The organism is Flavobacterium sp. GW823-FHT06G12 (assembly GCF_058794775.1).
Map to the genome: position 1 here is coordinate 454,652 of NZ_JBXAHE010000002.1, position 25,249 is coordinate 479,900.

22 protein-coding genes are annotated in these 25,249 nt (G+C 35.0%); 6 read left to right on the forward strand and 16 right to left on the reverse strand.

The window, feature by feature from the left end:
- Positions 1–127: 127 nt before the first annotated feature.
- Both AC1Q5Z_RS08915 and AC1Q5Z_RS08920 read right to left on the reverse strand, forming a co-directional pair.
- Complete coding sequence (locus AC1Q5Z_RS08915; protein ID WP_343584728.1) at positions 128–1,804, reverse strand: SulP family inorganic anion transporter; 1,677 nt, start codon at positions 1,802–1,804, stop codon at positions 128–130.
- 63 nt (positions 1,805–1,867) lie between these two features.
- Entirely contained in the window at positions 1,868–2,830 is a 963-nt protein-coding gene (locus AC1Q5Z_RS08920) for a polyphosphate kinase 2 family protein (RefSeq protein WP_343584726.1), read from the reverse strand.
- 257 nt (positions 2,831–3,087) lie between these two features.
- On the opposite strand from AC1Q5Z_RS08920, the gene AC1Q5Z_RS08925 reads away from it, so the two are divergent.
- From AC1Q5Z_RS08925 to AC1Q5Z_RS08935, 3 genes are read left to right on the forward strand one after another with little or no spacing between them, the layout of a single operon-like run.
- Entirely contained in the window at positions 3,088–4,233 is a 1,146-nt protein-coding gene (locus tag AC1Q5Z_RS08925) for an efflux RND transporter periplasmic adaptor subunit (protein WP_198855145.1), read from the forward strand.
- An 18-nt stretch (positions 4,234–4,251) separates the two neighbouring features.
- Positions 4,252–7,425, forward strand: coding sequence for an efflux RND transporter permease subunit (locus tag AC1Q5Z_RS08930; RefSeq protein ID WP_281634292.1), 3,174 nt, complete (start codon positions 4,252–4,254; stop codon positions 7,423–7,425).
- Entirely contained in the window at positions 7,418–8,785 is a 1,368-nt protein-coding gene (locus AC1Q5Z_RS08935; RefSeq protein ID WP_343584721.1) for an efflux transporter outer membrane subunit, read from the forward strand. The genes AC1Q5Z_RS08930 and AC1Q5Z_RS08935 overlap by 8 nt, the downstream gene beginning before the upstream one ends.
- Positions 8,786–8,944: 159 nt before the next feature.
- Here the strand turns inward: AC1Q5Z_RS08935 and AC1Q5Z_RS08940 are convergent, their stop codons facing one another.
- From AC1Q5Z_RS08940 to AC1Q5Z_RS08965, 6 genes are all read right to left on the reverse strand, one after another.
- The gene (locus tag AC1Q5Z_RS08940) at positions 8,945–9,355 is read right to left on the reverse strand and encodes a BrxA/BrxB family bacilliredoxin (RefSeq protein WP_111284876.1); all 411 of its coding nucleotides are present in this window, start codon (positions 9,353–9,355) and stop codon (positions 8,945–8,947) included.
- A 153-nt stretch (positions 9,356–9,508) separates the two neighbouring features.
- Complete coding sequence (locus AC1Q5Z_RS08945) at positions 9,509–10,669, reverse strand: lycopene cyclase family protein (protein ID WP_492444419.1); 1,161 nt, start codon at positions 10,667–10,669, stop codon at positions 9,509–9,511.
- Between the two features lie 18 nt (positions 10,670–10,687).
- A complete protein-coding gene (locus tag AC1Q5Z_RS08950) occupies positions 10,688–11,152 on the reverse strand; it encodes a thioredoxin family protein (protein ID WP_198855141.1) in 465 nt (154 codons plus the stop codon).
- A 174-nt stretch (positions 11,153–11,326) separates the two neighbouring features.
- Positions 11,327–13,579 (reverse strand): TonB-dependent receptor, encoded by a 2,253-nt coding sequence (locus AC1Q5Z_RS08955; RefSeq protein WP_492444421.1) that lies wholly within the window; start codon positions 13,577–13,579, stop codon positions 11,327–11,329.
- 192 nt (positions 13,580–13,771) lie between these two features.
- A complete protein-coding gene (locus tag AC1Q5Z_RS08960; RefSeq protein ID WP_492444423.1) occupies positions 13,772–14,677 on the reverse strand; it encodes an NAD(P)/FAD-dependent oxidoreductase in 906 nt (301 codons plus the stop codon).
- Positions 14,678–14,687: 10 nt separating this feature from the next.
- The gene (locus tag AC1Q5Z_RS08965) at positions 14,688–15,041 is read right to left on the reverse strand and encodes a MerC domain-containing protein (RefSeq protein ID WP_198855138.1); all 354 of its coding nucleotides are present in this window, start codon (positions 15,039–15,041) and stop codon (positions 14,688–14,690) included.
- Positions 15,042–15,134: 93 nt separating this feature from the next.
- Here AC1Q5Z_RS08965 and AC1Q5Z_RS08970 point away from each other — a divergent pair, with 93 nt between their 5' ends.
- The 3 genes from AC1Q5Z_RS08970 to AC1Q5Z_RS08980 all read left to right on the forward strand — a co-directional run bounded on the left by AC1Q5Z_RS08970 (position 15,135) and on the right by AC1Q5Z_RS08980 (position 18,225).
- Entirely contained in the window at positions 15,135–15,527 is a 393-nt protein-coding gene (locus AC1Q5Z_RS08970; RefSeq protein ID WP_198855137.1) for a Fur family transcriptional regulator, read from the forward strand.
- Positions 15,528–15,601: 74 nt separating this feature from the next.
- Positions 15,602–17,470 (forward strand): Nramp family divalent metal transporter, encoded by a 1,869-nt coding sequence (locus tag AC1Q5Z_RS08975; RefSeq protein ID WP_492444426.1) that lies wholly within the window; start codon positions 15,602–15,604, stop codon positions 17,468–17,470.
- A gap of 101 nt (positions 17,471–17,571) precedes the next feature.
- Positions 17,572–18,225, forward strand: a complete 654-nt coding sequence (locus AC1Q5Z_RS08980; protein ID WP_198855135.1) for a metal-dependent transcriptional regulator — start codon at positions 17,572–17,574, stop codon at positions 18,223–18,225.
- Positions 18,226–18,275: 50 nt separating this feature from the next.
- Here AC1Q5Z_RS08980 and AC1Q5Z_RS08985 read toward each other — a convergent pair whose 3' ends face one another.
- The 8 genes from AC1Q5Z_RS08985 to AC1Q5Z_RS09020 all read right to left on the reverse strand — a co-directional run bounded on the left by AC1Q5Z_RS08985 (position 18,276) and on the right by AC1Q5Z_RS09020 (position 25,032).
- Positions 18,276–18,761, reverse strand: a complete 486-nt coding sequence (locus AC1Q5Z_RS08985; protein WP_198855134.1) for a DinB family protein — start codon at positions 18,759–18,761, stop codon at positions 18,276–18,278.
- Positions 18,762–18,785: 24 nt separating this feature from the next.
- Entirely contained in the window at positions 18,786–19,184 is a 399-nt protein-coding gene (locus AC1Q5Z_RS08990; RefSeq protein ID WP_492444428.1) for a hypothetical protein, read from the reverse strand.
- A gap of 236 nt (positions 19,185–19,420) precedes the next feature.
- Positions 19,421–20,203, reverse strand: a complete 783-nt coding sequence (locus AC1Q5Z_RS08995; protein ID WP_286969772.1) for an enoyl-CoA hydratase/isomerase family protein — start codon at positions 20,201–20,203, stop codon at positions 19,421–19,423.
- 11 nt (positions 20,204–20,214) lie between these two features.
- Entirely contained in the window at positions 20,215–21,630 is a 1,416-nt protein-coding gene (locus AC1Q5Z_RS09000; RefSeq protein ID WP_198855529.1) for a sensor histidine kinase, read from the reverse strand.
- A gap of 234 nt (positions 21,631–21,864) precedes the next feature.
- Positions 21,865–22,413, reverse strand: coding sequence for a CopD family protein (locus AC1Q5Z_RS09005; RefSeq protein ID WP_343584697.1), 549 nt, complete (start codon positions 22,411–22,413; stop codon positions 21,865–21,867).
- 4 nt (positions 22,414–22,417) lie between these two features.
- Entirely contained in the window at positions 22,418–22,864 is a 447-nt protein-coding gene (locus AC1Q5Z_RS09010) for a hypothetical protein (RefSeq protein ID WP_492444431.1), read from the reverse strand.
- Between the two features lie 9 nt (positions 22,865–22,873).
- The gene (gene hemH / locus AC1Q5Z_RS09015) at positions 22,874–23,893 is read right to left on the reverse strand and encodes a ferrochelatase (protein WP_343584693.1); all 1,020 of its coding nucleotides are present in this window, start codon (positions 23,891–23,893) and stop codon (positions 22,874–22,876) included.
- Between the two features lie 263 nt (positions 23,894–24,156).
- Positions 24,157–25,032, reverse strand: a complete 876-nt coding sequence (locus AC1Q5Z_RS09020; RefSeq protein ID WP_492444433.1) for a helix-turn-helix domain-containing protein — start codon at positions 25,030–25,032, stop codon at positions 24,157–24,159.
- Positions 25,033–25,249: the final 217 nt, after the last annotated feature.

Here is a 25,249-nt window from a genome sequence, read left to right on the forward strand (position 1 = left end):
TTTTTTAGATTTTTCTCTAAATCTGCGGCAAATTTAGGGTTTATTTTGAGATTAAAAATGATCTTCCCTTAATTATCTGATTTTTTTAACATGAAAAAAGGATTGTATTACTTGAGAACTTCACTTTTTACTTACTATTATCTTGTAAAGTATGCTGCACTAAATCATCGACAGAAACAGAACGGCTAATATGCCCAAAGAGAATTTCAACATTTTCTGCACGCAGGCTATCCCTGACATCTGAACGGGCTTCGGCTATTTTTAGAGTAATGTTCTTTGCCTGCAAATCAATAAATAAATTCTTTAAGAAACGTGCGCCAGCAATATCGATGCGAGGTGAAGAGTTGAGATCTAATATTACTGTTTTTAACGAATCTCGTTCGCTGTAGATTTTTTCCAAAATCCGTTCTTTAATGTATTCTGCATTGAAATAAAAGATGGAAGATTCTACTCTTACGATCAATATGTTTTCCATTATCTCATTGTCAGGATGCCTTTTCAAATCGGTATAAATTCTAGTTCCTGGAATTCTGCCTAAAAAAGCTACGTGCGGTTTTGACGCGGCTTTAAGCAATAATAGCAAAGTTACGATGGTAGCCAATAAAACCCCCGCGAGGATTCCCCAAATAAGAACTCCTGCAAGCGCAATCATCACAACTGCAAATTCTTGTTTGTTTATTTTATAAAGATGTTTCATTTCTTTCCAATCAAAAAGACCTCTAATTGCAACAAGAACAATAGCGGCCAAAATTACGGTAGGCAGATTTTGAAGATACCCTGTTAAAAACAAGAGGCAGCAAGCAATTGTAGCCGAAGCAAACAAAAGTGACAACGGTGTTTTTGCACCCGCAGCATCGTTTACAGCTGATTGCGACAAACCGCCTGCAACAGGATAACCGTGTCCGAGTGAAACGGTAGCATTAGCAACTCCAAGTGCCAAAAGTTCCTGACGCGGATCGATAACATATCCGTTTTTTTGTGCTAAGGTTCGTCCAGCAGAAACGCTTTCTATATAAGACAATAAAAAACAAGCCATCGCAAGCGGTAAAACTCCGTCAACATCTCGAATTCGAAGTGAAGGCAGATGAAATTCAGGAAGACCATTCGGGATAATCCCAACTGTATTGAATTCGGCATATTTTAATGATGTAGCCGAAATAAGAATAATAGATAAAATGACAATTACTATTGCAACTGGAAACTGTGGCGCTATTTTTTCTCCTATAATTAATATCAGAATAGCAATTATTCCAAAAATAAAAACAGCTGTATTCATATCTGGAATTTGATGAACGAGAATAACAATTCGCTCCAAGAAATTATCCCCGCCACCTTTAACTCCAAATAATTTCGGCAATTGTGTCAAACCGATAGTGATCGCTGCGCCTGCTTTGAATCCAACCAGAACGGTTTCACTAATAAAATTAATAATTCCGCTTAACCTCAGCAAATAGGCAACAATGGCCATTCCAGCAAATACTAGTGCTGTAAGCGAGGCAATTTCTGACCAACGCTGTACATCTCCGTTTGCCATACCTGATATAGTTGTGCCTACTAATAAAGAAATTGCAGATGTTGGACCTATCGCAAGCTGTTTGCTGGATCCTAACAAAGCATAAAATATGCCGCCAATGAGGTATCCGTAAATTCCATATTGAGGAGGCAAACCTGCAAGAGTTGCATAGGCAAGAGAAACAGGAATTCCGTAAGCGGCAAGAGTTACTCCTGCGATGAAATCTCTTTTGAAATTCTGTTTTTCATAATTTTTAATCCAATCTAGTGAGGGTAAAAACTTAGAAATCATATTAAAAAAGATTAAGATAGTACTAATTCACAATTATAAATGAATGTTTATAGCTGCAAAAGGTTACTCTTTCTCTTCTAACAATGCTTTCTTAACCTCATTGAGTTCTGCAATTTTCTCTGGACTTACTTTAGGATATTCCAGATCCATTTCGTCTAAAGCATGAATAATTGCAGAAGCAATCGCAATTCGAGCATAAGACTTATCATCGGCAGGAATTACGTACCAAGGCGATTTTTTGGTCGATGTGTTTTTAATTAATTCCTCATACGCATGCATATAATCATCCCAATAGCCTCTCTCTTTGGCGTCGGCTGCACTGAATTTCCAGTTTTTATCAGGGTTATCGACTCTTTCTATAAATCTTCTTTTTTGTTCCTCTTTAGAAACATTTAGAAAAAACTTAATGACCACTGTTCCATTTCTATTCAGATATCTTTCAAAGTTTCGAATGTCTTCAAAACGATTATCCCAAATGTCTTTGGTGATCAATTTCTCAGGAAGTTTTTGCCCTCTCAATATTTGTTCATGAACACGAACCACCAATACTTCTTCATAGTAAGAACGATTAAAGATTCCTATTCTGCCTCTTTCTGGAAGGTGCTTTTGACAACGCCATAAATAATCATGATCTAATTCTTCTGAGCTGGGCCCTTTAAAAGAAGAAACCTGACAACCCTGCGGATTTATTCCTGACATTACATGCTTTATAGCACCATCTTTTCCAGCAGCATCCATAGCTTGAAAAATAATAAGAACAGACCACTTATCTTGCGCATACAAAATATCCTGCATGGCAGCTAGAGCCTTAACTCCCATTTTTAATGTTTTTCGAACTGAGATATTGTCATTTTCTATAGAATAAGAAGTTGGTTTACCTTTTAATGTAAAGTTCTTATCGTCTCCAACACAATATTGCTCAGAAAATTTTTTTGCCCGATGTAATAATTCCTTTTTAGTTAATTTTTTTAAATCATTATCATCCCTCTCCTCTTTTTTGTGTTTTTTCTTGTTATTTTTTGACATGATTACAAAAGTTTTGAATTATTATTACTTGTCTACAGAATAAATTAATCTTACAAAAAATGCATTTTATCGGCATTAAATAGCACTTCATCTCATTTACCACTATAAACTGATAGACAGATACATAAAGTTTTAACTAAAATTAACAAAATTCAGACAATATATATCCATCTATCTAAAAAAACGCTAACTTAGCTATGCATTTTACTGGTTTTTAGTTAGTTGTGTTTAATGAATTTTATCTAAAGAATTTAACAATGAACAAAATCTACTCCTCCGCAATTTTACTAAGTCTATTGATGTTTTCTTGCAAAAAAGAAACACCACCAAGCCCCAAACCATTAGAAATTTCAGTCACAACGGTTTTACAGCAAGATGTAAAATTAGAATCTGAATATACGGGGCAGACTTTTGGTCAATCTGATATACAAATTAACCCGCGAGTTGATGGTATAATTGAAAGCATGAACTTCAAAGAAGGAAGTTTTGTTAAGAAAGGACAGGTTCTTTATACAATTGACCCTTTACCATATAGAGCGAAACTTAACGAAGCTCAAGGAGTTGCCGCAGAATCGCAGGCACGATTATCTAAAACCAAATCAGATTTGGATATGATTACTCCGTTGGCAAAAATGAATGCTGTCAGCCAAAGAGAATTGGTTTCTGCAAAAGCGGCGTACAATGCTTCATTGGCACAGATTAAAGCATCCGACGCTTCTGTTCAAAATGCTAAAATTGAATTGGGTTATTGTCAAATTTTGGCACCAATTTCAGGATTAATTGGTTTATCAAAAGTAAGAGTAGGCGATTATGTACAGCCTGGGCCTTTGTCAGTTCTAAATACAATTTCTGATCTAGGAGATGTGAGAGTTCGATTTACAATAAGCGAACAGGAATTTTTGCGTCTTTTTAGAGAATTCAACAAACCAAATTCTCCTTTAAAAGGCTCTGGAGCAAGTGTTACCATAAAACTATCTGATGGTTCCACTTATCCGCATACCGGAAAAGTAAGTTTTGCCGACAGACAAATTGATCCTTCTACAGGAGCCATCACTTTTGAAGCCGCTTTTCCTAATCCAGATAAATTACTGCGTCCTGGCCAATATGTAAAAATTGCTTTGCTTACCGATATTCGTAAAGAAGCGATCGTAATTCCGCAGCGCGCAGTTATTGAAATTCAAGGAATTTATCAAGTATATGTTGTAGGTAATGACAATAAAGTGCAAATGCAAATTGTAAAACCAGGCCCTACCGTTAAAAACGGATATATTATTGAAGATGGATTAAAACCTGGCGACAAGATAGCCATGGGAGGTACTTCTTTGTTGAAGAATGGAAGTGTCATTACCCCAAAAATCGTTCAATGGCAATTGGGCGATCCAGAAACTGTAGCTGCAAAGTAATCTAAATCACATACTATTATGGGAGAATTTTTCGTCCGAAGACCAATTGTTGCCATTGTTATTAGTATTATTATTGTGATACTTGGATTACTGGCATTACAAAAAACACCTATTTCGCAATATCCGGATATTAATCCGCCAGTTGTAAAAATTACCACTTCTTTTACTGGAGCAAATGCGCTGAATGTTGAACAAGCAGTTGCAACTCCAATTGAGCAAAAGGTAAACGGTGTTGAAAACATGTTGTACATGAAATCGATCAACACTTCTGATGGTGCTTGTACTATCGAGGTAACTTTCGACGTAGGAACAAATCTGGACAACGCTAATATGCTTACGCAAAACAGACAAAACCAGTCTGCTCCTTTTATGCCATCAAGTGTAAAACAACAGGGTGTTGTGGTAAAAAAATCACTTTCGTTTCCAATGATGTTGTTTACCATTACATCTACCAATCCGAAATACGATGCTAAATTTTTAAATAACTACGCAAGTATCAATGTCGTTGACCAGCTGGCTCGTATCAAAGGGGTTGGAGAAGTTGCACTTTTTGGAGGTAGTGATTACTCAATGCGTATTTGGCTAAAAGCTGACATGATGAGTAAACTCGGCGTAACGGTTGAAGATGTAAAAAATGCGCTAAACGCACAAAACATGATTAGTCCAGGAGGAAAATTTGGAGCTGAACCAGCGCCTCCTAATACTGAATTTACATATGGTGTAACACTTCAAGACCGCTTGGTAACCGAAAAAGAATTTGGAAACATCGTAGTTCGAAGCAAAGAAGATGGAGCACAGGTTTTACTTGCCGATATTGCCCGAATCGAATTAGGAACCGAAAATTACAGCTCAACAGCCAGAAGAAACAGTTCTCCAAGTGCCGTTATTGCTATGTACCAAATGCCAGGAAGTAATGCTCTCGAGGTGGCAGAAATTGCAAAAGCCACCATGAAACAATTGTCTGAAAGATTTCCGCAAGACATCGAATACCAAGAATCTTTAGATACAACACTTGCTATCACTGCAGGGGTTGATGATATTGTTCACACTCTTTTTGAAGCTATTATATTGGTTATTATAGTAGTATTTATATTCCTGCAAAACTGGCGCGCTACTTTAATTCCGTTAATTACCGTTCCCGTTTCGCTTATTGGTACCATTGCCGTTTTCCCAATGTTAGGATTTTCGATCAATACCCTTTCACTTTTAGGATTAGTACTCGCAATTGGTATCGTGGTCGATGATGCGATTGTGGTTGTAGAGGCTGTAATACATCATATCGAGCATGGAAAAACCCCTAAAGAGGCCACAGTTCAAGCAATGAAAGAGGTTTCGGGACCAGTAATAGCGATTGCATTAATTCTATGTGCCGTTTTTATTCCAGTAGCTATGACACCCGGAATTACGGGACGTTTTTATCAGCAATTTGCCATAACCATTGCCGTCTCGGTCGCCTTTTCGGCATTTAGTGCTTTGTCTTTAAGTCCGGCACTTTGTGCCATGCTATTAAAACCTACAAAACCTATTGATCAGCAAAAAGGATGGCTTGCCAAATTCTTTACTTGGTTTAATAAGGTTTTCGAAAATGTTACAGGAAAATATATTGGTGGAGCAACATTTTTCGCCAAAAAAGCAATGCGTATTGTTGTTTTACTAGCTGTTATTCTTGTTTCAATTGTGCTTTTAGGCAAAAAGATTCCTGTAGGATTCATTCCAGAAGAAGATCAAGGATATGTTTTAGTAAATATTGCCTTGCCACCTGCATCATCATTACAACGTACAGATGAAATATCGAAAAAAGTAGATAGTTTCCTTAAAGAAGAAAAATCTATTTTATCCTATACCACGATAAACGGATTTAGTATGTTGACAAACTCTTATCAGCCAAATAATGCTTTTATATTTATTTCCCTAAAACCTTGGGAAGATAGAGCAGAAACGGCTAAACAGTTTGTAGACCGATTCAATAAAAAACTAGCCACTCAAATTACAACTGCGACTTGTTTTTCATTTGGTCCACCCGCAATTCAGGGTCTTGGTGCTTCAGCCGGATTTAGTTTGATGCTGCAAGACCGAGGAGGAAATACGCCTCAATACTTAGCAGAACAAACACAAAAATTTATTGCTGCCGCGCAACAGCGTCCTGAGATTAAACGAATTTACACCACTTTTAATGCTGGTACACCACAAATTAAATTGGATATCGACAATGATAAAGCCATGAAATTAGGAATACCTGTTTCTAAAGTTACCGAAGCGCTCGGTGCCTTTTTGGGAGGAAGTTATGTGAATGATTTTAACCGATTTGGTCGTCAATATAAAGTTTATGTACAGGGAGAAGCTGTCAATCGTGTAAAACCAGAAGATCTAAACCTGATTTATGTAAAAAATAATAAAGGAGATATGCTTCCGGTTTCGACATTGGTTACGGCGACTAAAGTATCTGGTCCCGATTTTACGAATCGTTTAAACTTATTTAGATCTGCAGAAATTGGAGGAAGTCCGAATGATGGTTATAGTAGCTCGCAGGCTCTGACCGCATTAGAAGAAGTCGCCAAAGAGACCTTACCTGCAGACATGAGTTTCGATTACATCAACTTATCGTATCAGGAAAAGCATTCGCCTGGAGGTTCTTCTGTATTCATCATGGCGTTAGTCTTTGTATTCTTAATTCTAGCCGCGCAATACGAAAGTTGGAAGCTGCCATTTAGTGTACTTCTTGGAGCGCCTTTTGCAGTATTTGGAGCCTTTTTAGGACTTCTTTTGGCAAGATTTGGAAGTGATGCTTATGTCAACAACGTTTTTGCCCAAATCGGACTCGTTTTACTTATCGGATTAGTGGCAAAAAATGCCATTCTTATTGTTGAGTTTGCCAAAGAAGAATACGAAAGAGGAAAACCGCTTTACGAATCGGCAATGTATGCGGCAAGACTTCGTTTTCGCCCGATTCTGATGACTGCTTTTGCCTTTATTCTTGGAGTTGTGCCTTTATTAACCGCTACAGGTGCAGGTTCTCAAGCCCGTATTGTAATGGGAATGGCCGTATTTAGCGGAATGTTAATCGCTACAGTTCTCGGTGTATTAATTGTACCAGGTCTATTTGTTATGATTGAAAGAATTGGACATAAGAAAGAGGAAACAATCGTAGAAGGAGAAAACAATGTAGAATCAAATACTACAGACCATGAGTAAGAAATATAAAATAATCGTTATTGTATTGGTTGTTTCCTTACTTCCGGTGGGATGTATGGTCGGACCAAAATATAAAAAACCTGAGCAGTTAAAATCAGATTCTTATAAAAACGAAAGAAATTTAGACAGTCTCGCTTCGGTAACCAACTTAAAATGGTTTGATTTGTTTAATGATGATGTTTTAAAAGGTCTTATTCAAAAAGGTCTTGAGAATAATTACGATTTAAAAATTGCAGTTTCAAGAATTGAACAGTTTCGTGCTGAATTAGGGTATTCCAAAGCCGATTTATTTCCAGCTTTTCAATATGGAGCTACTATAAACAGCAACAAGAAATACATTACTCCATCGACCGCTGGAGCAAGTATGTCTTGGGAACTTGACTTCTGGGGAAAATTTCGCCATGAAAACAATGCTGTCAAAGATGAACTTTTAGCTACAGAAGAAGCTCGTAAAGTAATATTGTCTGATATCGTTGCCAATATTGCAATAGCGTATTTTCAGATGCGAAATTTTGATGATCAGCTGGAAATAACCAAGCATACTCTTGAAACAAGAGAGAAGTACTATCAAATTATAAGTGAGAGATTTGAAAAAGGATACATCTCAGAAGTGGACAAAGTACAGATTGAACAGCAGGTTGCCATTGCCGAAGCAGCAATTCCTAATATTGAAAGACAAATAACCTATCAAGAAAATGCGATTGCGTTGCTTACAGGTCAGCTACCTACTGAAATTCCGAGAGGAAAAAGCAATACCGAGTTACAGATAGTCAGCAAAATTCCGTTATCAATTCCGTCTGCCTTATTAGAAAACAGACCCGATGTAAAAGCGGCTGAATTAAGATATGCAGCAGCAAACGAAAGAATTGGCGTAGCTCAGGCAATGCGTTTTCCATCTATCAATTTAGCTGCAATTGCCGGATTTGCCAGTGCCGATTTGAGTAACCTATTTTTAGGAAGCTCTTATATGCAAAATGCATCAGGCGGAATTGCGGGACCAATATTTGCATTCGGAAAAAACAAAAGAAGAGTTGAAATAAACAGACAACAAGCAGAACAGTTCAAATTTCTTTATCAACAAACCTATATTGGTGCTGTTTCTGAAGTAGAACAATCTATACAAAACGTTAGAACTTATCAAGAAGAATGGAAAGCCCGCAATAGACAAGTGCAAGCGGCTTTAATAAACTTTAAACTATCTCACGAAAGATATGACAGCGGTTATGTTTCTTACTTAGAAGTTTTAGATGTAGAAACCAACCTATTCAATGCACAGTTAAGTCTAGCACAATTATCTGAAAGACAATTAAGTTCAATGGTTGAATTGTACAAAGCACTTGGCGGAGGATGGAACCTCTAAGGTTCTGAGATTCTAAGCTGCTAAGGTTCTAAGTTTTTTGAACTGAAACGCATAAAAAACAAAAAGCACTATTTTCATAGTGCTTTTTGTTTTTAAATCATTGTCACTTCAATCCTAAACTTAGTATCTCAGAATCTTAGCAACTTAGTATCTTTAGAATTAACAGAACTCGTTAAACGCGTCTTGTAAATTCTCAGCAATTAATTCAGCTGGACGTCCTTCAATGTGGTGACGCTCTAACATGTGAACCAATTCTCCGTTTTTAAACAAAGCCATAGATGGCGAAGATGGAGGAAATGGGAACATATGTTGTCTTGCAGCATCAACAGCTTCTTTGTCAACGCCTGCAAAAACAGTAATTAAATGATCTGGTTTTTTAGCATTATCCAAACTCATTTTTGCTCCCGGACGTGCATTTCTTGCAGCGCACCCGCAAACAGAGTTTACAACAACTAAAGTGGTACCTTCAGCTTTGATAGCATTCTCAACAGCTTCAGCACTATGTAAATCTTGAAAACCTGCAGCTGTTAATTCAGCTTCCATTGGTTTTACCATGTCTAGTGGATACATATTTTTTGTCTTTTAAATTGTACTTTTTGAACTGCAAAGTTACAAAGTTTACTCGCAACTAGTTAATTTGAAGTATAAAGTTTTGTTATAGTTCAATCGATTTACTTGAAAGTTGAAAAATCATAAAGTTGAAAGCCTAAATTCTGTCTGTTTTTATTTAAAAACAACTTTAAATAAAGCCTTTATAAATGGCACTTTCGGGCATTTTAGGATCACTTGAAGATCTTCAAAAAGATTTGTTTCTTCATCTAAAAACTTAAAAATCAGTTCGGGATTTCCTTTTCTAAACAATGATGAAAAAATAGAACTTCCCAATTCGTTATGTCGATAAAGAATATCTAAAAGCAATAAATCGTAAAACCAAAACTTAGACTTTCCTTGAAAGTTCTTCATTTTAAAATCGTTGCTTTGAATAAACTCCACCAAATTGGAAGATTTTTTATCCGAGTTTTTAAAAGTATAACCTGTACTGGCTTTTGTCCAGCCGCCCGCAGTTCCGATATTAAGTACTCTTTTAGTATTTTTTTTCCAAAACGGATAACACGTCATCGGAATACTTCCGTGCTCTTTTTCTGTAATTTCATATTGATACGCTCCAAGCTTTTGCAAGTAGATTTTAATCTCATTTTCGTACTCCTCTTTGGCAAGCAAGTTTTCAGAAAACAAAGTATACTCAACCAAAGCTTCGGTTTTTGAAGTTGGCAGAACATACATAAATCGCGTATTCCCTTTCTGTTCTACCGAAAAATCCATAAAAGTGACTTCTTCTGAATTGAAAACTTCTTCTTTTGATTTCACAAACCAACCCACAAAATGCTGTTGCAAAACAGGATATTTGTTTTGCCTTTCGGCGAAAGCCTTAGTATAAATGCTATTTAAAAGATAATCACCTGTGTATCGGTTTTCTTCAGTACCAACAAAAACATGCGTTTCGAGTTCATTAATGTCAGTTACCTTTTCGTTTAAAAAAGTAATATTTGAATATTGGGAAAGTGCCGTAAAAACAAAATTATAAAAATCAATTGCTTTAATTTGATTGTATTGATAAGGCTTTAGAGCCAAATGGCGATTAAAATCTTGATTAGCAAAAAGAGCTGAATTCCATTTTTTTGAAATAATCGGATTCCAAATAGAAGCTTCTTTTTCCCAAAAACACCAAGTTCTGTCATTCATTTTCTTTGAATCCTGATCAAGAAGTAAAATCGATTTATCGGAGAACTTTCCAGACAAAATCATTTTGTAAACCGTCATCAAAGATGCGAGTCCTGTTCCTGTAAAGATGTAGTCGAAATGTCGGATTTGCGAAGAATTCATTCTCAAAAATAAGAAAATTTACTTTTCCAGATTTTCTAATAACAGTTTAAAATCTTTTAATGCTAAATAATTGTTGTACTGAAAGACAATCTCATTCTTGTCATTCAGAACACATAAAATGGGATATGACATTTGGTTGTTTATTCTCCCCAATTCTAAAGCCAGTTCATGAACGCCAACATTATTTCCTGAAGGCTGATACTTGAAAATATGGTTAGCAAACGTAATATTTCGTTTTTCTTCAGCATTGAAATCAATGAAATAGAAATCGGAGTTTAGTTTTTCTATAATTTCTTGATCTTTAAAAGCTGTAGCCTTCATTCGCTGGCAAAACTGACACCAATCGGTATGAATGAAAACAATGATTTTTCGTTTTTGAATTCGTTGCAAGCTATCTATTTCTTCAAAAGTTCTGCTTTTTAATTGGCAAAATCCTGTTGAAGTTATTCCGAAAAGAATTATGAAGAAAAATAGCTTTTTCATTTTTTTATTTTTTAGCCACAGATTAGAAGGATTAAACGGATTTTACTTTTTCATCCTAAGCGAAGTCAAAGGGTACGCCAATTGGAAAAGGGCTTCGACTTCGCTCAGCCTAACAAATGCAATCAAAATAAGTAAAAAATCCTTTAAATCTGTGAAATCTGTGGCTATAAAAAATCATCTAAAAGTATATCTCAATCCCAAAAATCCTCGAATTGTTTGGTTCTGCCCGTAAACATAAGTCGTGTCAAATGTCAAACCGTACGGATTATCTGGTGTAACTAGAACTTTTCCTGCAGAATCGTATTGCACATTTTTATCAAAAGGATCATTTGTTCTCGAAATCAAAAACGGATTATTTTGTTTTGGAGTAAAGTTAAGCAGGTTTTTGATTCCGCCATAAACTTCAAAATCTTTCCAACCCGAATAGGTAAACTGAATATTCTGAATACTATACCAAGGTGATTTCGGACTTCTTGGATCGGTTTCACTCAACAACGGCAATTTCATCGGACTGTAAACATTTCCGGTATAATCCATTGACAAGTTCCAAGGCTGAATTTTATACGAAATACTCCAAGTTCCTGTAAAATTCTCCGTCAAATACGGTCTTTCTGAAATTCCATTCTCGACATTTTTATTATCTAAAACCGTTGCTCCAACAATAAATTTTAACCCCGATGGAAAATTAAGATCGATATTAGTGCTAATTCCTTGACTTAAGGCATAACCATCAATATTGTCGTAAATAATCTCATTTGGATTTGTTTCATAATCTGATATAATCTTATTGCTAAATCTCGTGTAAAAAACAGTCGTCTCAATCCCCATAAACGTTCCATTCCCAAAATTGATTTTCTGAATGTAATTTAAATTCACATTTACAGATTTTTCCGGTTTCAAATCATTTTTAATAATAACATCTCTAGAACCTGTTAAAGCAGCATGATCTTCGGTAAACAAATTCACAACTCTGAATCCAGTTCCAGCATTTAACCTAAAAATCGTGTTTTCGTTTGCCTTAAATCTGTAAGCAAATCTTGGTGTAAAAATAGATCCGTGAATCGAATTGTAATCATAACGCATTCCTAGCAAAACCTGACTTTTTGGAGAAAAGGTAATTTCGTCTTGAACAAAAATTCCTGGAAGCCAAGTATTTTCGGCTTCTTTTGTTGCAGTTGTGTTATCGTCATAATATGTATATCGACTGGCAATTCCTGCCAACAAATCATTTCTTCCAATTTTTTTATCCCAAGTCAATTGCAAAAATCCAATTTTCTGATTGGCGATATAAGATGTTGTACCGTAACGGCTGTCTTGATAATGCACATTTCCAGAAAAGGAGAGCATCAGTTTTTCTTCAAAAGGCAATTGATAACTTCCAATTAACTCAGCTCTTTTGGTATAAATACTTTCACCATAAATTTCATCTCCTCCACGGTATTTTTTCTCCCAGCGAATGTCTCCGCCCCAGCGATCTTCATACATTCCGCGTGCTGCAATGGTAAAAAGACGATTATAATTTCGCTTAAAACTCCATTTATTAAAAACCGATATACGTTCAGAAAGCGTTACATCGGTAAAATTGTCTTTGTCTTTATCAATAACCTGATCGTAGTTGAAGTAATTTAATCCAATAAGAGAAGTCGCTTTTTTACCGACATTAAACTTCGTTCCCAAATCGAGATTGCTTTCAAAATAAGAAGTTGTAAAATAATCGGCTGAAAAAGTCGGTGCTGTCGTTGGATTTTTTGTAATAATATTAATCAGACCTCCAACGGCTTCACTTCCGTAAAGCGACGACGCTGGACCTTTTACAATTTCAATTCGTTCGACTAAAGAATTCGGAATTCCCGACAAACCATAAACCGTCGAAAGGCTACTCACTATTGGCATTCCATCAATCATTACTAAAGTGTATGGACCTTCGAGTCCGTTTATGTGAATATCTCCTGTATTACAAACACCACAATTTAACTGCGGACGAACGCCATTTATGTTTTGAAGCGCATCGTAAATACTTGGCGTTGGGTTTTTCTTGAAGAATGTTGGTGAATAAACCTCAACCGGAACGGCGCTTTCCAATCGTTTTACAGGTTTTAAAGTTCCAGAAACGACAACTTCGTTCAATTCATTTTGATCTTCTTCTAGTTCAAAATCTAAATTCAAACTTTCATTTTCTAAAACTAAAATCTTTTGAGTTATCGGTTTAAATCCTGCAGAGGTTACATGTATTTTATAAGTTCCTTTTGGAATATCTTGAAGATGATAAATTCCTAAAGAATCTGTTTGAGCTTTAAAGTTTGTATTTAACAAACTAACTTTAATTTCTTGACTAACAGGAATTGATGTTGCTATTTTTCCAGATATATTTTGGGAATAAAGGCTTTTAGCTAAAATTATTAATATTGTCAAAAATAAATATTTCATTATTATAAAATTAAATTTAGACAAAACTAAAAATTAAATTTGACAAATATTTATTCTTAAAACAAAAATTTTCAAACTGATTGAATTCAAGATGTTACATTTTTTTAAACCATATAAGTTATATAAGCTAATTTAAGTTAGTGCTAAAATGAACTTATATAACTTATGTGGTTTAACATTCTTTTCTATTGACTAAAAATCTTCGTCAATAAGTTCTTTATTAATCACCGCTCCAGCAAAAGAGCCCGTAGAAACCGCAATTGCTACAGATCGCATTTGCGTTGTGCAATCGCCACTTGCAAAAACGCCAGAAATATTAGTTTTCTGCATGGCATCTACTTTCAATAATCCTTGTTCGCTGCTATCACATCCTAAAGTTTCGGGGATAGGACAATGCTGTTCAAACGCTGGTCTCGCATAAATAGCTTTTACCTCAACTTTTTCTCCATTTTTGAAAATGATGTTCGAAACATAGCCATCATTATGTTCTAAAGAATCTATTTCTTCTTCTAAAATTAGAACACCATGATTTTTAAGCATTTTTGTTTGTTCTGCAGTCAGTTCTGATTTTCCATTAGTACACAAGCGAAGGTCTTTTGTCCAGTTTGAAATCAGTTTGGCATATTCGTACCCCATTTCTCCATTGGCAATAATGGACGTTTTTTCATTTTTAACTTCATAACCATGACAATACGGACAATGCAAAACCGAAATCCCCCAGCATGAAGCAAAACCTTCAATTTCTGGAAGCAAATCTCTAACTCCAGTTGCAAACAATATTTTTCTCGAAGTAAAAATATTGCCAGATTCGGTCGTGATTTCGAAACCGTTTTCTGTTTTAATAACTTGTACAGCTAATCCGTTATAGAATTGAACGGTTTTATAAATGTCAACTTGCAGTTTGGCTTTCGCCGAAATAACAGCTGGTTTTTCACCGTCTTGTGTAATAAAATTATGCGAATGTGGTGTCTGTCTATTGCAAGGCAAACCGCTATCAATAACCAAAACCTGGCGCAAAGAACGTCCTAAACTCATTGCTGCAGACAATCCGCTATAACTGCCGCCAACAATAATCACTTCAAAATGCTTCTGTTCCATATTTCTATTTTTAATGATTTTGTTTTTTATGTAATTTGTAATTGATTAAATGCCCGATGATCATTCCAATTCCACCAAAATAGATCAAATCAAGATGAATTTCGAAAAAGAGTTCTGTCAAAATACTAATCCAAATTAGAGCCATTGAAACAACTAAAATGGACGATACCAAAAGAGCTGATTTTTTTATAATTTTGAGAATTGCAAATAAACCTATCGAAGCAAATAGTAAATCTATAATTGGGTTGTGACTCAAACCTAAAGGAAGAATCGTTAAAAGAGGAAAAATCAAGCAATGGACCAAACAAATGGTTGCGCTCGAAATTCCTAAAATATCGTAAAAGGATGTGCTTATTTTCTTCATTATGTGTACTTTTGCTTAATGCAATTTTGTTGCAAATATATACAATTTTATTAATTGCAACTAAGTTGCGTTTAATTTTTAATTCCGTAAAAAATGAAAACTACACGTAATACCGCAGCAAAGACGGCCGTTTTAGAGGTGTTTGAGAAATCTAAGACCGCTCTTTCGCATACCGAAATTCAAAAACAATTAAATGATTTGTGCGATCGCGTAACCATTTACAGAATTCTAGATCGATTAGTTAATGAAGATGTCATTCATAAAATTTCGAATCTAGACGGGACCGTAAAATATGCCAAATGCAATCATTCGCATCAGCGTGTACACATTCATAACCATGCTCATTTTAGCTGTGAGAATTGTCATGAGATAACTTGTCTTGAAAGTGTAAAACCGAGTTATATTATGCCACACAATTATAAAGTTAACGAAATCAATTTTACGTTATCTGGATTATGCCCGAATTGTTTAAATTCTAACATTTAACTTTTAGACTCGTCTAAAAATATTGTTTCGCGAATATAATTTTTCTCTATATTTGTGAAAACAATACTTTTACAATGACTAAATCTTTAGAAGAAGTCCATGAATCGGTCTCAACCGAAAACAAAAAAAAAGGTTTTAGAAAAATTTTAGCCTTCTTAGGCCCTGCATATTTAGTAAGCGTTGGTTATATGGATCCAGGAAACTGGGCCACAGACATTGCCGGCGGAAGCCAATTTGGCTACACTTTAGTTTGGGTTTTATTAATGAGCAACTTAATGGCTTTGCTCTTGCAGAGTTTGAGCGCCCGTCTCGGAATTGTAACTCAGCGCGACCTCGCACAAGCATCAAGAGAAACCTATTCCAAATACATTAATTACATTTTATATTTTCTTGCCGAAATTGCAATTGCAGCCTGTGATCTTGCCGAAGTTCTTGGAATGGCGATAGGAATAAATCTGCTTTTCGGAATTCCGTTACTCGAAGCTGTTCTCATTACCGTTTTAGACACCTTTTTATTGCTTTTTCTAATCAATAAAGGAATTCGCAAGATGGAAGCATTCATTATTGCTTTAGTGGCGATTATTGGCCTCTCTTTCATTTTTGAAATGATTTTTGCAGAACCTGAAGTTCATAAGATTTTCGAAGGACTTATTCCTTCAATTCCAAACTCTGCGGCTTTATATATCGCGATCGGAATTATTGGAGCGACTGTAATGCCACACAACTTATATTTGCATTCGTCTTTAGTGCAGACAAGAAAATTTGACAGAACGCCAGCGGGAATCAAACAAGCTTTAAAATACAATTTAATCGATTCAACCATAGCTTTAAATCTTGCTTTCTTCGTAAATGCTGCCATTTTAATTCTTGCCGCAGCCACTTTCCATAAAAACGGAATGTTTGAAGTCGCAGAAATTCAAGACGCGCATCAATTTCTTGAACCGTTGTTAGGAACCAAATGGGCACCCGTTTTATTTGCTGTCGCCTTAATCGCTGCTGGACAAAGTTCGACGGTAACAGGAACATTAGCCGGTCAAATCGTAATGGAAGGTTATCTGCATTTTAGAATTCAACCTTGGGTTCGTAGAATCATAACGCGTTTAATTGCTATTATTCCTGCTGTAATCGTAATTTTAATTTATGGCGAAAGCGTCACGGGAAAGCTCTTAATTCTAAGTCAGGTGATTTTGAGTTTACAATTGGGATTTGCCATTATTCCGCTGATTCACTTTGTGAGCGATAAATCTAAAATGAATGGTTTTCATATTTCTAGAACCACACAGGTTGTTTCTTGGATTATTGCTTCGATTATTGTTTCTCTGAATGCGAAATTGGTTTATGACGAAATCACTTCATGGTTAGCAAGTTCGAATCATCCGACAATTCTCTGGCTTACTGTTGTTCCTTTGGCTTTTGGATTCTCGGCGTTATTATTATACATCATTTTCAAACCATTTATCGCCAAATTCAAATCAAAAACAATAAACCATTCACCGCATAAGCTGAATCTTCATTTTTCGCCTAAACAAAGTCAGAGCATTCAAAATATTGCTATTTCAGTAGATTTCTCAAGTGCAGACGAAGTGGCTTTAAACAAAGCCTTTGAATTGGGTGGCATTGACACAGAATATACCCTCATTCACATTGTAGAAACCGTTGGTGCTTTAATGTATGGCGTTAATATTCACGATCACGAAACTACAATCGATGAAAAATTATTATTAAAATATAAAGAAATGCTTTCCGAAAAAGGGTTCAAAATTAAAACCGAACTTGGATTTGGAAAACCAAACAGCGTAATTCCGAAAATTATAAACGAAGGAAGTTTCGATATTCTAGTCATGGGAACCCACGGTCACACTGGATTGAAAGATATTCTTTTCGGCACAACAGTAGATAAATTGAGACATAAAATTTCGATACCTTTGTTGATTGTTAAATAAAGTTTCTAAGATGCTAAGCTACTAAGATTCTAAGCTTTTTATTAAAAGCCTAAAAGAAAACTTAGCATCTCAGCATCTTAGAAACTTAGAAGCTTAAAAAAATGACCTTTTCAGAAGAAAACTACTTAAAATCGATCTATCATCTGACTGCTGCTTCAGAAACAGAAGTTAGCACGAATGCTATTGCGGAAATTATGGAAACGAAAGCTTCCTCTGTAACCGATATGCTTAAAAAGCTAGCAGAGAAAGATTTGGTGAATTATAAAAAATACCAAGGTGTATCACTAACTGAAAATGGAAAGTTAGCTGCAAAAATGATTGTGAGAAAACACCGTCTTTGGGAAGTGTTTTTGGTTGAAAAATTAAACTTTAGCTGGGATGAAGTGCACGATATTGCAGAACAGCTCGAACACATCAAATCGGAACAATTGATTAATCGTTTGGATGATTTTCTTGGAAATCCAACCGAAGATCCGCACGGAGATCCTATTCCAGATGCAAATGGGCGAATCATTAAAATTGAAAAATACCTTTTATCAGAGCTTGAAGAAAATCAAACTGGAGTTTGTGTTGGCGTAAAAGATACTTCTTCGGAGTTTTTGAAATATCTGGACAAACAAGGAATTGCTTTGGGTTCAAAAATTGAATTGCTTTCTAAAGAATCCTTCGATCTATCAGTTAAAATTAAAGTGAATGGTACGGAATTATCTATTTCGAATAAAATTGCTTCTAATTTGTTTGTAAAGCTGGTTTAGAGGTTGTTTTGCAGAGCTATATGTAACGGTTCTTAGGATCTTCACAAATATCAATATTTTTTATCCGTTTGAGAAACCCATTCTCCAGCTACATCTACGTTTTGTCTTAGCAATAAATTCAACTGGCCAACATGATGCTGAACATGTCTCATGTTGTATAAAATCATTTCAATTCTGTTAAAATCCTTATTCTTTGTAATGAATCTTTCTTTTGAAGTTTCTTCATTTAAGCCTTCAATTAAAAGGAAAACCTTTTTACGGGAATGCTCAAGATATTCAAGCAATTCTTCTTTTAGATAAATCCTTTCAGGCAAAATTATTTCTGGATCAAACTCAGATAAGGAAAATGGTTGTGGCGGAGAAAATTCGTCTGGTTTTACAGATGAATAATAATCAATCCAAAAAATGGTGTGATAAACAGAATACCAAAAATCTTTTTTATCCCAAAAATTATCAGGACAAACTAAAATTGAACTTTCCAGCATATCTATTACAGCTCCAAATTGTCGCCATAATATCCCCTTTAATTCTTCCATTATTTGAGTTTGAAAATTAGAGTTCTAAACAATTCCCTTCTCAATCATTTCCAACATAACCGGCGAAGCATTTTTAAACGTTGGAAGCTGTTCGATAATACTTCCAGCATTTTTTTTATTTACTTTAAAAGTAACATCATCATTAGTTGTAAATAAAAGCGCGGTTAAAAAAGGGTTTTTAATGTGAGTGCCTAAAATCAATAAGGCTTCATCTAAAGTATGAATGCTTTCTACTTCTTCTGTTTTATATCTAAAAGTCAGCGAAATTGAGAATGTATTATCTTCATTGAGAACCAATCGGAAATATACATTTTTAAGTTCTGTATCGCCCATGGTTTTGGCCAAAGTCAGTTTTGCAAAAGTTCCGTTTTGGATGCTTTCTTTAACTCGTTCACAAAAAAGGGCAAATATTGGTTCGTACATTTTTTTTAAAGGTGCTAAGGTTCTGAGATGTTATCCCGATAGCTATCGGGACTAAGGCTTTTACAATCTTTGTCTATTATTTTAACCGCAAAGGTCGCAAAGATTTACGCAAAGAACACAAGAATTGAGCAAAAAAATCAGCCACAGATTATAGAGATTAACACAGATTCCTGTAAATCCTTTTAATCCAAATAATCTGTGGCTAAAAATTAATATTTTTTACGGTTAAGAAAATTTTATTTTCCTGTAAATTCGGCTTTACGTTTTTCTAAAAATGCTGTTGTTCCTTCTTTAAAGTCAGCAGTTCCAAAGCATTTTCCGAATGATTTTATTTCAACATCAAAACCGTTTTTACCATCTGTAAAATTAGCATTGATTGCTTTTATAGCTTTCGCAATAGCGAAAGGCGCATTTTTAATGATTTTTTGAGCAATTACATTCGTAAAAGACAAAAGCTCAGCTTGAGAAACTACGTGATTTACTAAACCGTATTGTTTTCCTTCTTCTGCAGAAATCATTGCAGCGGTCATGATCATCTCCATCGCACGGCCTTTTCCAACCAATTGAGGCAAACGCTGTGTTCCTCCATAACCAGGAATTAATCCTAAAGTAACTTCTGGAAGTCCCATTTTTGCATTGTCAGAAGCAATTCTAAAATGACATGCCATTGCCAATTCTAATCCGCCTCCTAATGCAAATCCGTTTATTGCTGCAATAACAGGTTTTTTCAACCCTTCGATTAAATCAAAAAGGGATTCTTGACCTTCAGCAGCTAATTGCGCGCCTTCAACAATAGTATAATTAGCAAATTCTGAAATATCAGCTCCAGCGACAAATGCTTTCTCACCGCTTCCCGTTAAAATAATAACGCGGATATCATCATTTTTACCCAATAATTTTATCGCTTTACTTAGATCACTAATTGTTGCTTTATTCAAAGCATTCAATTTTGTTGGTCTGTTTATGGTAATTGTCGCGATATTTTCTTCAATAGAAATTAAAAGATTTTCGTAGTTCATGACGCTATATTTTATGAGTTCGTGATCGGGAGAGAAACTGTAAACGTAGTTCCTTTTCCATAAGTTGACTCAAAGGTAATTGTTCCTTTGTAATTTTCTATAATGTTTTTGATAATTCCGAGTCCAAGTCCCATACCGCTGGTTTTGGTAGTGAATTTTGGTTCGAAAATCCTTCCTATATCTTGTTTCTGAATTCCGATTCCGTTGTCTTTTACTGCAATCTCAACATTATTGCCACTTCTTTTTACAGATACGACAATTGATTTATGAAACTGGCTTTCGGGAATGGCCTGAGTTGCATTTTTAACCAAATTGGTAATTACACGGATCAATTGCGTACGATCCATTTTAGAAATGATTTCTTCTTCTTCTTTTTCGAAAGAAATATAATCTTCGTTGAAAATGTCCAAAGCCAGTTCGACAACCTCAACTACATTCAGCGTTTCATTTTGTTGCGCCGGCATTGAAGCAAAGTTCGAAAACGCCGAGGCCACAGCTGTCATAGTATCAATCTGCTGAATCAAGGTTTCGGAGTAATCATTCATTTTCTGCTTCACATCAGGAGCAGTAGGATCAAATTTTCTCTGGAAACTCTGAACCGTCAAACGCATTGGCGTAAGCGGATTTTTAATTTCGTGTGCGACTTGTTTCGCCATTTCGCGCCAAGCTTCTTCACGTTCGCTTTGTGCCAATTTAATCGCACTGGTTTCCAGTTTGTCAACCATTCCATTATACGCTTTTATCAAGAAATTGACTTCTTTACTGTTAGCTTCTAACACAATTTTTTCGTTTTTCTGATCCAAATTGGTTTCTTCCAAACGATCTGAAATGGTTTTAAGTGATTTTGTAATATAAGTTGAAAGGAAATATGCTAATGCAAAAGCCACAATAAGCATAAAAGAATACACCTGACTTAAACGGATCAGGAAAGTATTCAATTCGTTATCGTAATATCCGTCGTCTTCTAAATACGGAAGATTCAGAATTCCGAGTGGTTTGAATTTTTCGTCTTTTATTAAACTATATGAAGATCGGTTTTTAACTCCATCAATCGTTTTTATGTCTACAAACCGCTTTTCAATCGAAGATCGAACTAATTTGAGAATGTATTCTGGAATTGGTGGCGGTGCTTTGTCAACCGCAAAAGACTCTTTTGAAGATTTTAAAAGTTTGCCGTCAAGACTGTAAATGTTGATTTCGATTTTATGAATCTGTGCCAGTTCGTGGATTTTATCTTTAAAAATCAAATCCAGATTCTGAGTTTTTAACGGATAAGTCGTAGTTGCCAGAACGTAATTGATATGTTCTTTTACCGCATTTTCTTTTCGTTCTAAACGTTCCTGATGATATTCTTTGGCCTCAGTTTTAAACTGAATAATAGAAATCGAAGCCAATAAAAAAGATGCCACAACAATCAATACAATCATCGACAGGAAAATCCTGGTACGAAGCGATAGCATTGACATTTTGAAGTTGTTTAGCATAATTTTCTTTTTTGCCACGAATTACACGAATTTACGCTAATTATTTTTTTCTGCCACAGATTAAAATGATTGATGGGATTATACGCAACGCTAAAAAATCATTAAAATCCTTTTAATCTGTGGCAAAAAATTATAAAATTTAATTCGTGCTAATTTGTGAAATTCGTGGCAAACTCTTTATTTTTTTTCTCGTATTCTCTTATAAAACCTGAATCCCAGCATAATTAAAACCGAGAATAAAATAATTCCGATTACACCGAAAATCCAGTTGATGGCACTTTTTAAAACTACTAAAAAGACAACAGCAAATAGAATAATGGTCGCGCCTTCATTCCACAAACGCATAAAATTATTGGAATATTTTACCTCATCTCTTTGTAATTGCTTAAAAATTTGATGACATTTTCCGTGATATAAATATAATAGGAAAACGAAACATAATTTTACGTGCATCCAAGACTGCGAAAGCCAAATATGGCCCGCATCTGTAAAAAACAACATCCAAAAAGCAAAAATACTTGCCAAAACCGCCGATGGCCATGTAATAATATACCACAAACGGTAGGCCATTATTTTGTATTGTGCCTGTAGAATTTCTTTTTCTGGCGAAGGTTTTTCATTTGCCTCAATTTGGTAAACAAACAAACGCACGATATAAAACAAACCTGCAAACCAAGTGATCACAAATATAAGATGCAGTGATTTTAAATAATTATAATATTCCATCCCTTTATTCCTTTATTTTTCTAAAATGTTTAATTAACCCTTTTCTGATATATGATTGATTTTCTGAATCAATCTTTAAGGTTAAGACATTATTATTTCTCTTTATAATTTTTTTATAAATGGTGTCATTAGAAATTCCCAACATCATCAAGTATTGACCTTTAATATTTTTGTAATTTCCTTCCTCATATATAGAATCGATAATTGAATACTTATATATTTCATTATCATTAAAAACAAAATTCTTGAAAAAGGCTAATTTATCATCTCTGAAACTTATTCCTGCCGTAGAATCTTTTGTATTATACCACTCGCCTGCCAAAATTATTTGGTTCTTATTTAATGTTGAATATTTTAAGATTTTATTATCTGTCCCAAAAAATAATTTTGCAATAGAGACAAAAAGAATAACAATCAAAATAATTGACATCAATACAATAGATTTTTTCACTGATGTAAATTATTTAGCCCAATCATTAATCCAATTAGAAACCGTTTGGCACCATTCGTCATCATCATTCAAGCAAGGAATCGCAAGGAATTCTTCTCCTCCATTTGCTTCAAAATCTTCTTTGGCGCGCATTGCGATTTCTTCTAAAGTTTCTAAACAATCCGTAACGAAAGCTGGAGTTACAACCGCAATTTTCTTGATTCCTCTTTTAGGCATATTGTCGATTTCAACATCTGTATATGGCTCAAGCCATTTGTCGCCCGCCAACCTTGATTGGAAAGTAACGCAATATTTCTCTTTTGGAATTCCCAATTGTTCAACTACCAAACGAGTAGTTTCGTAGCAATGTGTTCTATAGCAGAATTCAGCTTCTGGAGTTCCAACTTCGCAACACATTTCGTTGGTTACGAATTTTTTATGTGATTTTGTTTTATCTGTCTTGCGAACGTGACGCTCTGGAATTCCGTGGTACGAGAACACTAACTGATCGTAATCGAAATCACGCAGATGTTTTTTAATTGAATCTGCAACGTTTTTAATGTAATCTGGTTTATTATAAAACGCAGGAACATCTGAGAATTTCATGTGAGGGAATTTCTTCTTGCGAATTTCTTCTGCCAAAACCAAAATCGTTAATGTAGAAGCCATCGCATATTGCGGATAAAGCGGGAAAAGCAAAACTTCTGTTACGCCTTGATCGCTTAATTCCTGCAAACCTTTTTCGATTGTCATAGATCCGTAACGCATTGCAAGCGCAACTGGAACATTTGATAAAGGCTGTACTTTTTTGTGCATTCTTTCAGAAAGAACAATTAACGGCGAACCTTCTTTCCACCAGATTTTCGCGTACGCGTGAGCCGATTCTTCTGGTCTTTTTCTTAAAATAATACCGCGAACTAATAATGCTCTTAATAAATACGGAACGTCGATCACGTATTTATCCATTAAAAATTCATCTAAATAAGGTTTTACGTCTTTTGGAGTTGGACTGTCTGGTGATCCTAAGTTTATTAAAAGTGCGCCTTTCATTATGTGTTTTTTGCTTTAGGCTTTAAGCGCTAGGCTTTAAGCTTTTTATTTGTTTTTAAAAATTTCGGCAAAAGTAAACGCTGTACTTTATTCGAAATATGATAATTATTACTTTTTCTTTATTATTGAATATTCAAAATTGATTTAGCTAATTCGAAAATTTTTTTCACGCAGATTTCGCAGATCTTGCAGATTTTTTAATTCGTGCTAATTAGTGACCCGAGCGATAGCGAATAGGCGAAGCAAATTAGTGGCAAAAAAATTTAAACATTCGCATTAATCGACATCAAATACTTCTTCGGAGTCGTGGCAAACTTTTTCTTGAATGCCGCGATAAAATGACTTCCTGTGCTATAACCTATTTTCAGTCCAACTTCGTTTACATTATAAGAACCGCTATCTAATAATTTTCTAGCGAAATCCATTTTATAATCGAAAAGGAAACCATAAACTGTATCGCCATAAATTTGTTTAAAACCCATTTTGAGTTTTTTCAAATTTAAACCAATTTCATCTGCCAATTCTTGCAGTCCTGGTGGTTCGGCCATATTAGCGATAATAATTTCTTTAGCTTTTCTGATTTTCAAAACATTATCTTCATCAATCAAAAACGGACATTGTTCTGCATTTGGATCTTCGGTTCTGTTGAAATACAAACTCAACAATTCATATCCTTTTCCTTTATAATAGAGGTTTTTTATAGAAGGATGAAGGTTATAATGAAACAACTGACTCAGCACAATTGCCATTGACGGACTGATATTTCCTTCGTTATAATACTTTTTATCCTTATTATCAGGACTTAGAAAAGTAATATAATCGGCTTCGGCAGAAAATAAGGCGTGAAATTTCTTGATTGATACAATTACCGAAATTGCCCACGAGTTTGGAGCCAGCTCTAAATTTAGCGGCAATTCTTTCTGTGGATTGTATAAAAGCAACGATTTTTCTTCTTTCAATTCTAAAGCATAATTGCCTTGATTGAATAAAAATTTTGCATTTCCTTTTATCCCGAAGTGAAACTGTATCAGGCCAGTACCTATTATTTCGTGCTGTGCATAAAAAGGTTCTGAATCATCGTTTTGAAAACGGATCAGCGTAAAGTCGTCTTCAATTTTTATAACTTCTTGAGAACTCATAGCGATATTTTTTTGAAACGAAAATCAAAACAAACTCAAAATGTTATTTAGAACGACTCTAAACTAATCACTTCAAAGGAGTTGATTTTGCTACAAAAGTAGTCCTTTTTACTCAAAACACCTATTTAGGTTCAAAAAAACATACAGCGACATAAAAAGTACTTTTAGCGTTATTTTTATCGATGGTATAGTAATAATTTTGTTGCACTTTTATGAA

Coding starts and splice junctions, on each gene's coding strand:
- AC1Q5Z_RS08915 (WP_343584728.1), bottom strand. CDS start 1,804: ATGATTTCTAAGTTTTTACCCTCACTAGATTGGATTAAAAATTATGAA.
- AC1Q5Z_RS08920 (WP_343584726.1), bottom strand. CDS start 2,830: ATGTCAAAAAATAACAAGAAAAAACACAAAAAAGAGGAGAGGGATGAT.
- AC1Q5Z_RS08925 (WP_198855145.1), top strand. CDS start 3,088: ATGAACAAAATCTACTCCTCCGCAATTTTACTAAGTCTATTGATGTTT.
- AC1Q5Z_RS08930 (WP_281634292.1), top strand. CDS start 4,252: ATGGGAGAATTTTTCGTCCGAAGACCAATTGTTGCCATTGTTATTAGT.
- AC1Q5Z_RS08935 (WP_343584721.1), top strand. CDS start 7,418: ATGAGTAAGAAATATAAAATAATCGTTATTGTATTGGTTGTTTCCTTA.
- AC1Q5Z_RS08940 (WP_111284876.1), bottom strand. CDS start 9,355: ATGTATCCACTAGACATGGTAAAACCAATGGAAGCTGAATTAACAGCT.
- AC1Q5Z_RS08945 (WP_492444419.1), bottom strand. CDS start 10,669: ATGAATTCTTCGCAAATCCGACATTTCGACTACATCTTTACAGGAACA.
- AC1Q5Z_RS08950 (WP_198855141.1), bottom strand. CDS start 11,152: ATGAAAAAGCTATTTTTCTTCATAATTCTTTTCGGAATAACTTCAACA.
- AC1Q5Z_RS08955 (WP_492444421.1), bottom strand. CDS start 13,579: ATGAAATATTTATTTTTGACAATATTAATAATTTTAGCTAAAAGCCTT.
- AC1Q5Z_RS08960 (WP_492444423.1), bottom strand. CDS start 14,677: ATGGAACAGAAGCATTTTGAAGTGATTATTGTTGGCGGCAGTTATAGC.
- AC1Q5Z_RS08965 (WP_198855138.1), bottom strand. CDS start 15,041: ATGAAGAAAATAAGCACATCCTTTTACGATATTTTAGGAATTTCGAGC.
- AC1Q5Z_RS08970 (WP_198855137.1), top strand. CDS start 15,135: ATGAAAACTACACGTAATACCGCAGCAAAGACGGCCGTTTTAGAGGTG.
- AC1Q5Z_RS08975 (WP_492444426.1), top strand. CDS start 15,602: ATGACTAAATCTTTAGAAGAAGTCCATGAATCGGTCTCAACCGAAAAC.
- AC1Q5Z_RS08980 (WP_198855135.1), top strand. CDS start 17,572: ATGACCTTTTCAGAAGAAAACTACTTAAAATCGATCTATCATCTGACT.
- AC1Q5Z_RS08985 (WP_198855134.1), bottom strand. CDS start 18,761: ATGGAAGAATTAAAGGGGATATTATGGCGACAATTTGGAGCTGTAATA.
- AC1Q5Z_RS08990 (WP_492444428.1), bottom strand. CDS start 19,184: ATGTACGAACCAATATTTGCCCTTTTTTGTGAACGAGTTAAAGAAAGC.
- AC1Q5Z_RS08995 (WP_286969772.1), bottom strand. CDS start 20,203: ATGAACTACGAAAATCTTTTAATTTCTATTGAAGAAAATATCGCGACA.
- AC1Q5Z_RS09000 (WP_198855529.1), bottom strand. CDS start 21,630: ATGATTGTATTGATTGTTGTGGCATCTTTTTTATTGGCTTCGATTTCT.
- AC1Q5Z_RS09005 (WP_343584697.1), bottom strand. CDS start 22,413: ATGGAATATTATAATTATTTAAAATCACTGCATCTTATATTTGTGATC.
- hemH (WP_343584693.1), bottom strand. CDS start 23,893: ATGAAAGGCGCACTTTTAATAAACTTAGGATCACCAGACAGTCCAACT.
- AC1Q5Z_RS09020 (WP_492444433.1), bottom strand. CDS start 25,032: ATGAGTTCTCAAGAAGTTATAAAAATTGAAGACGACTTTACGCTGATC.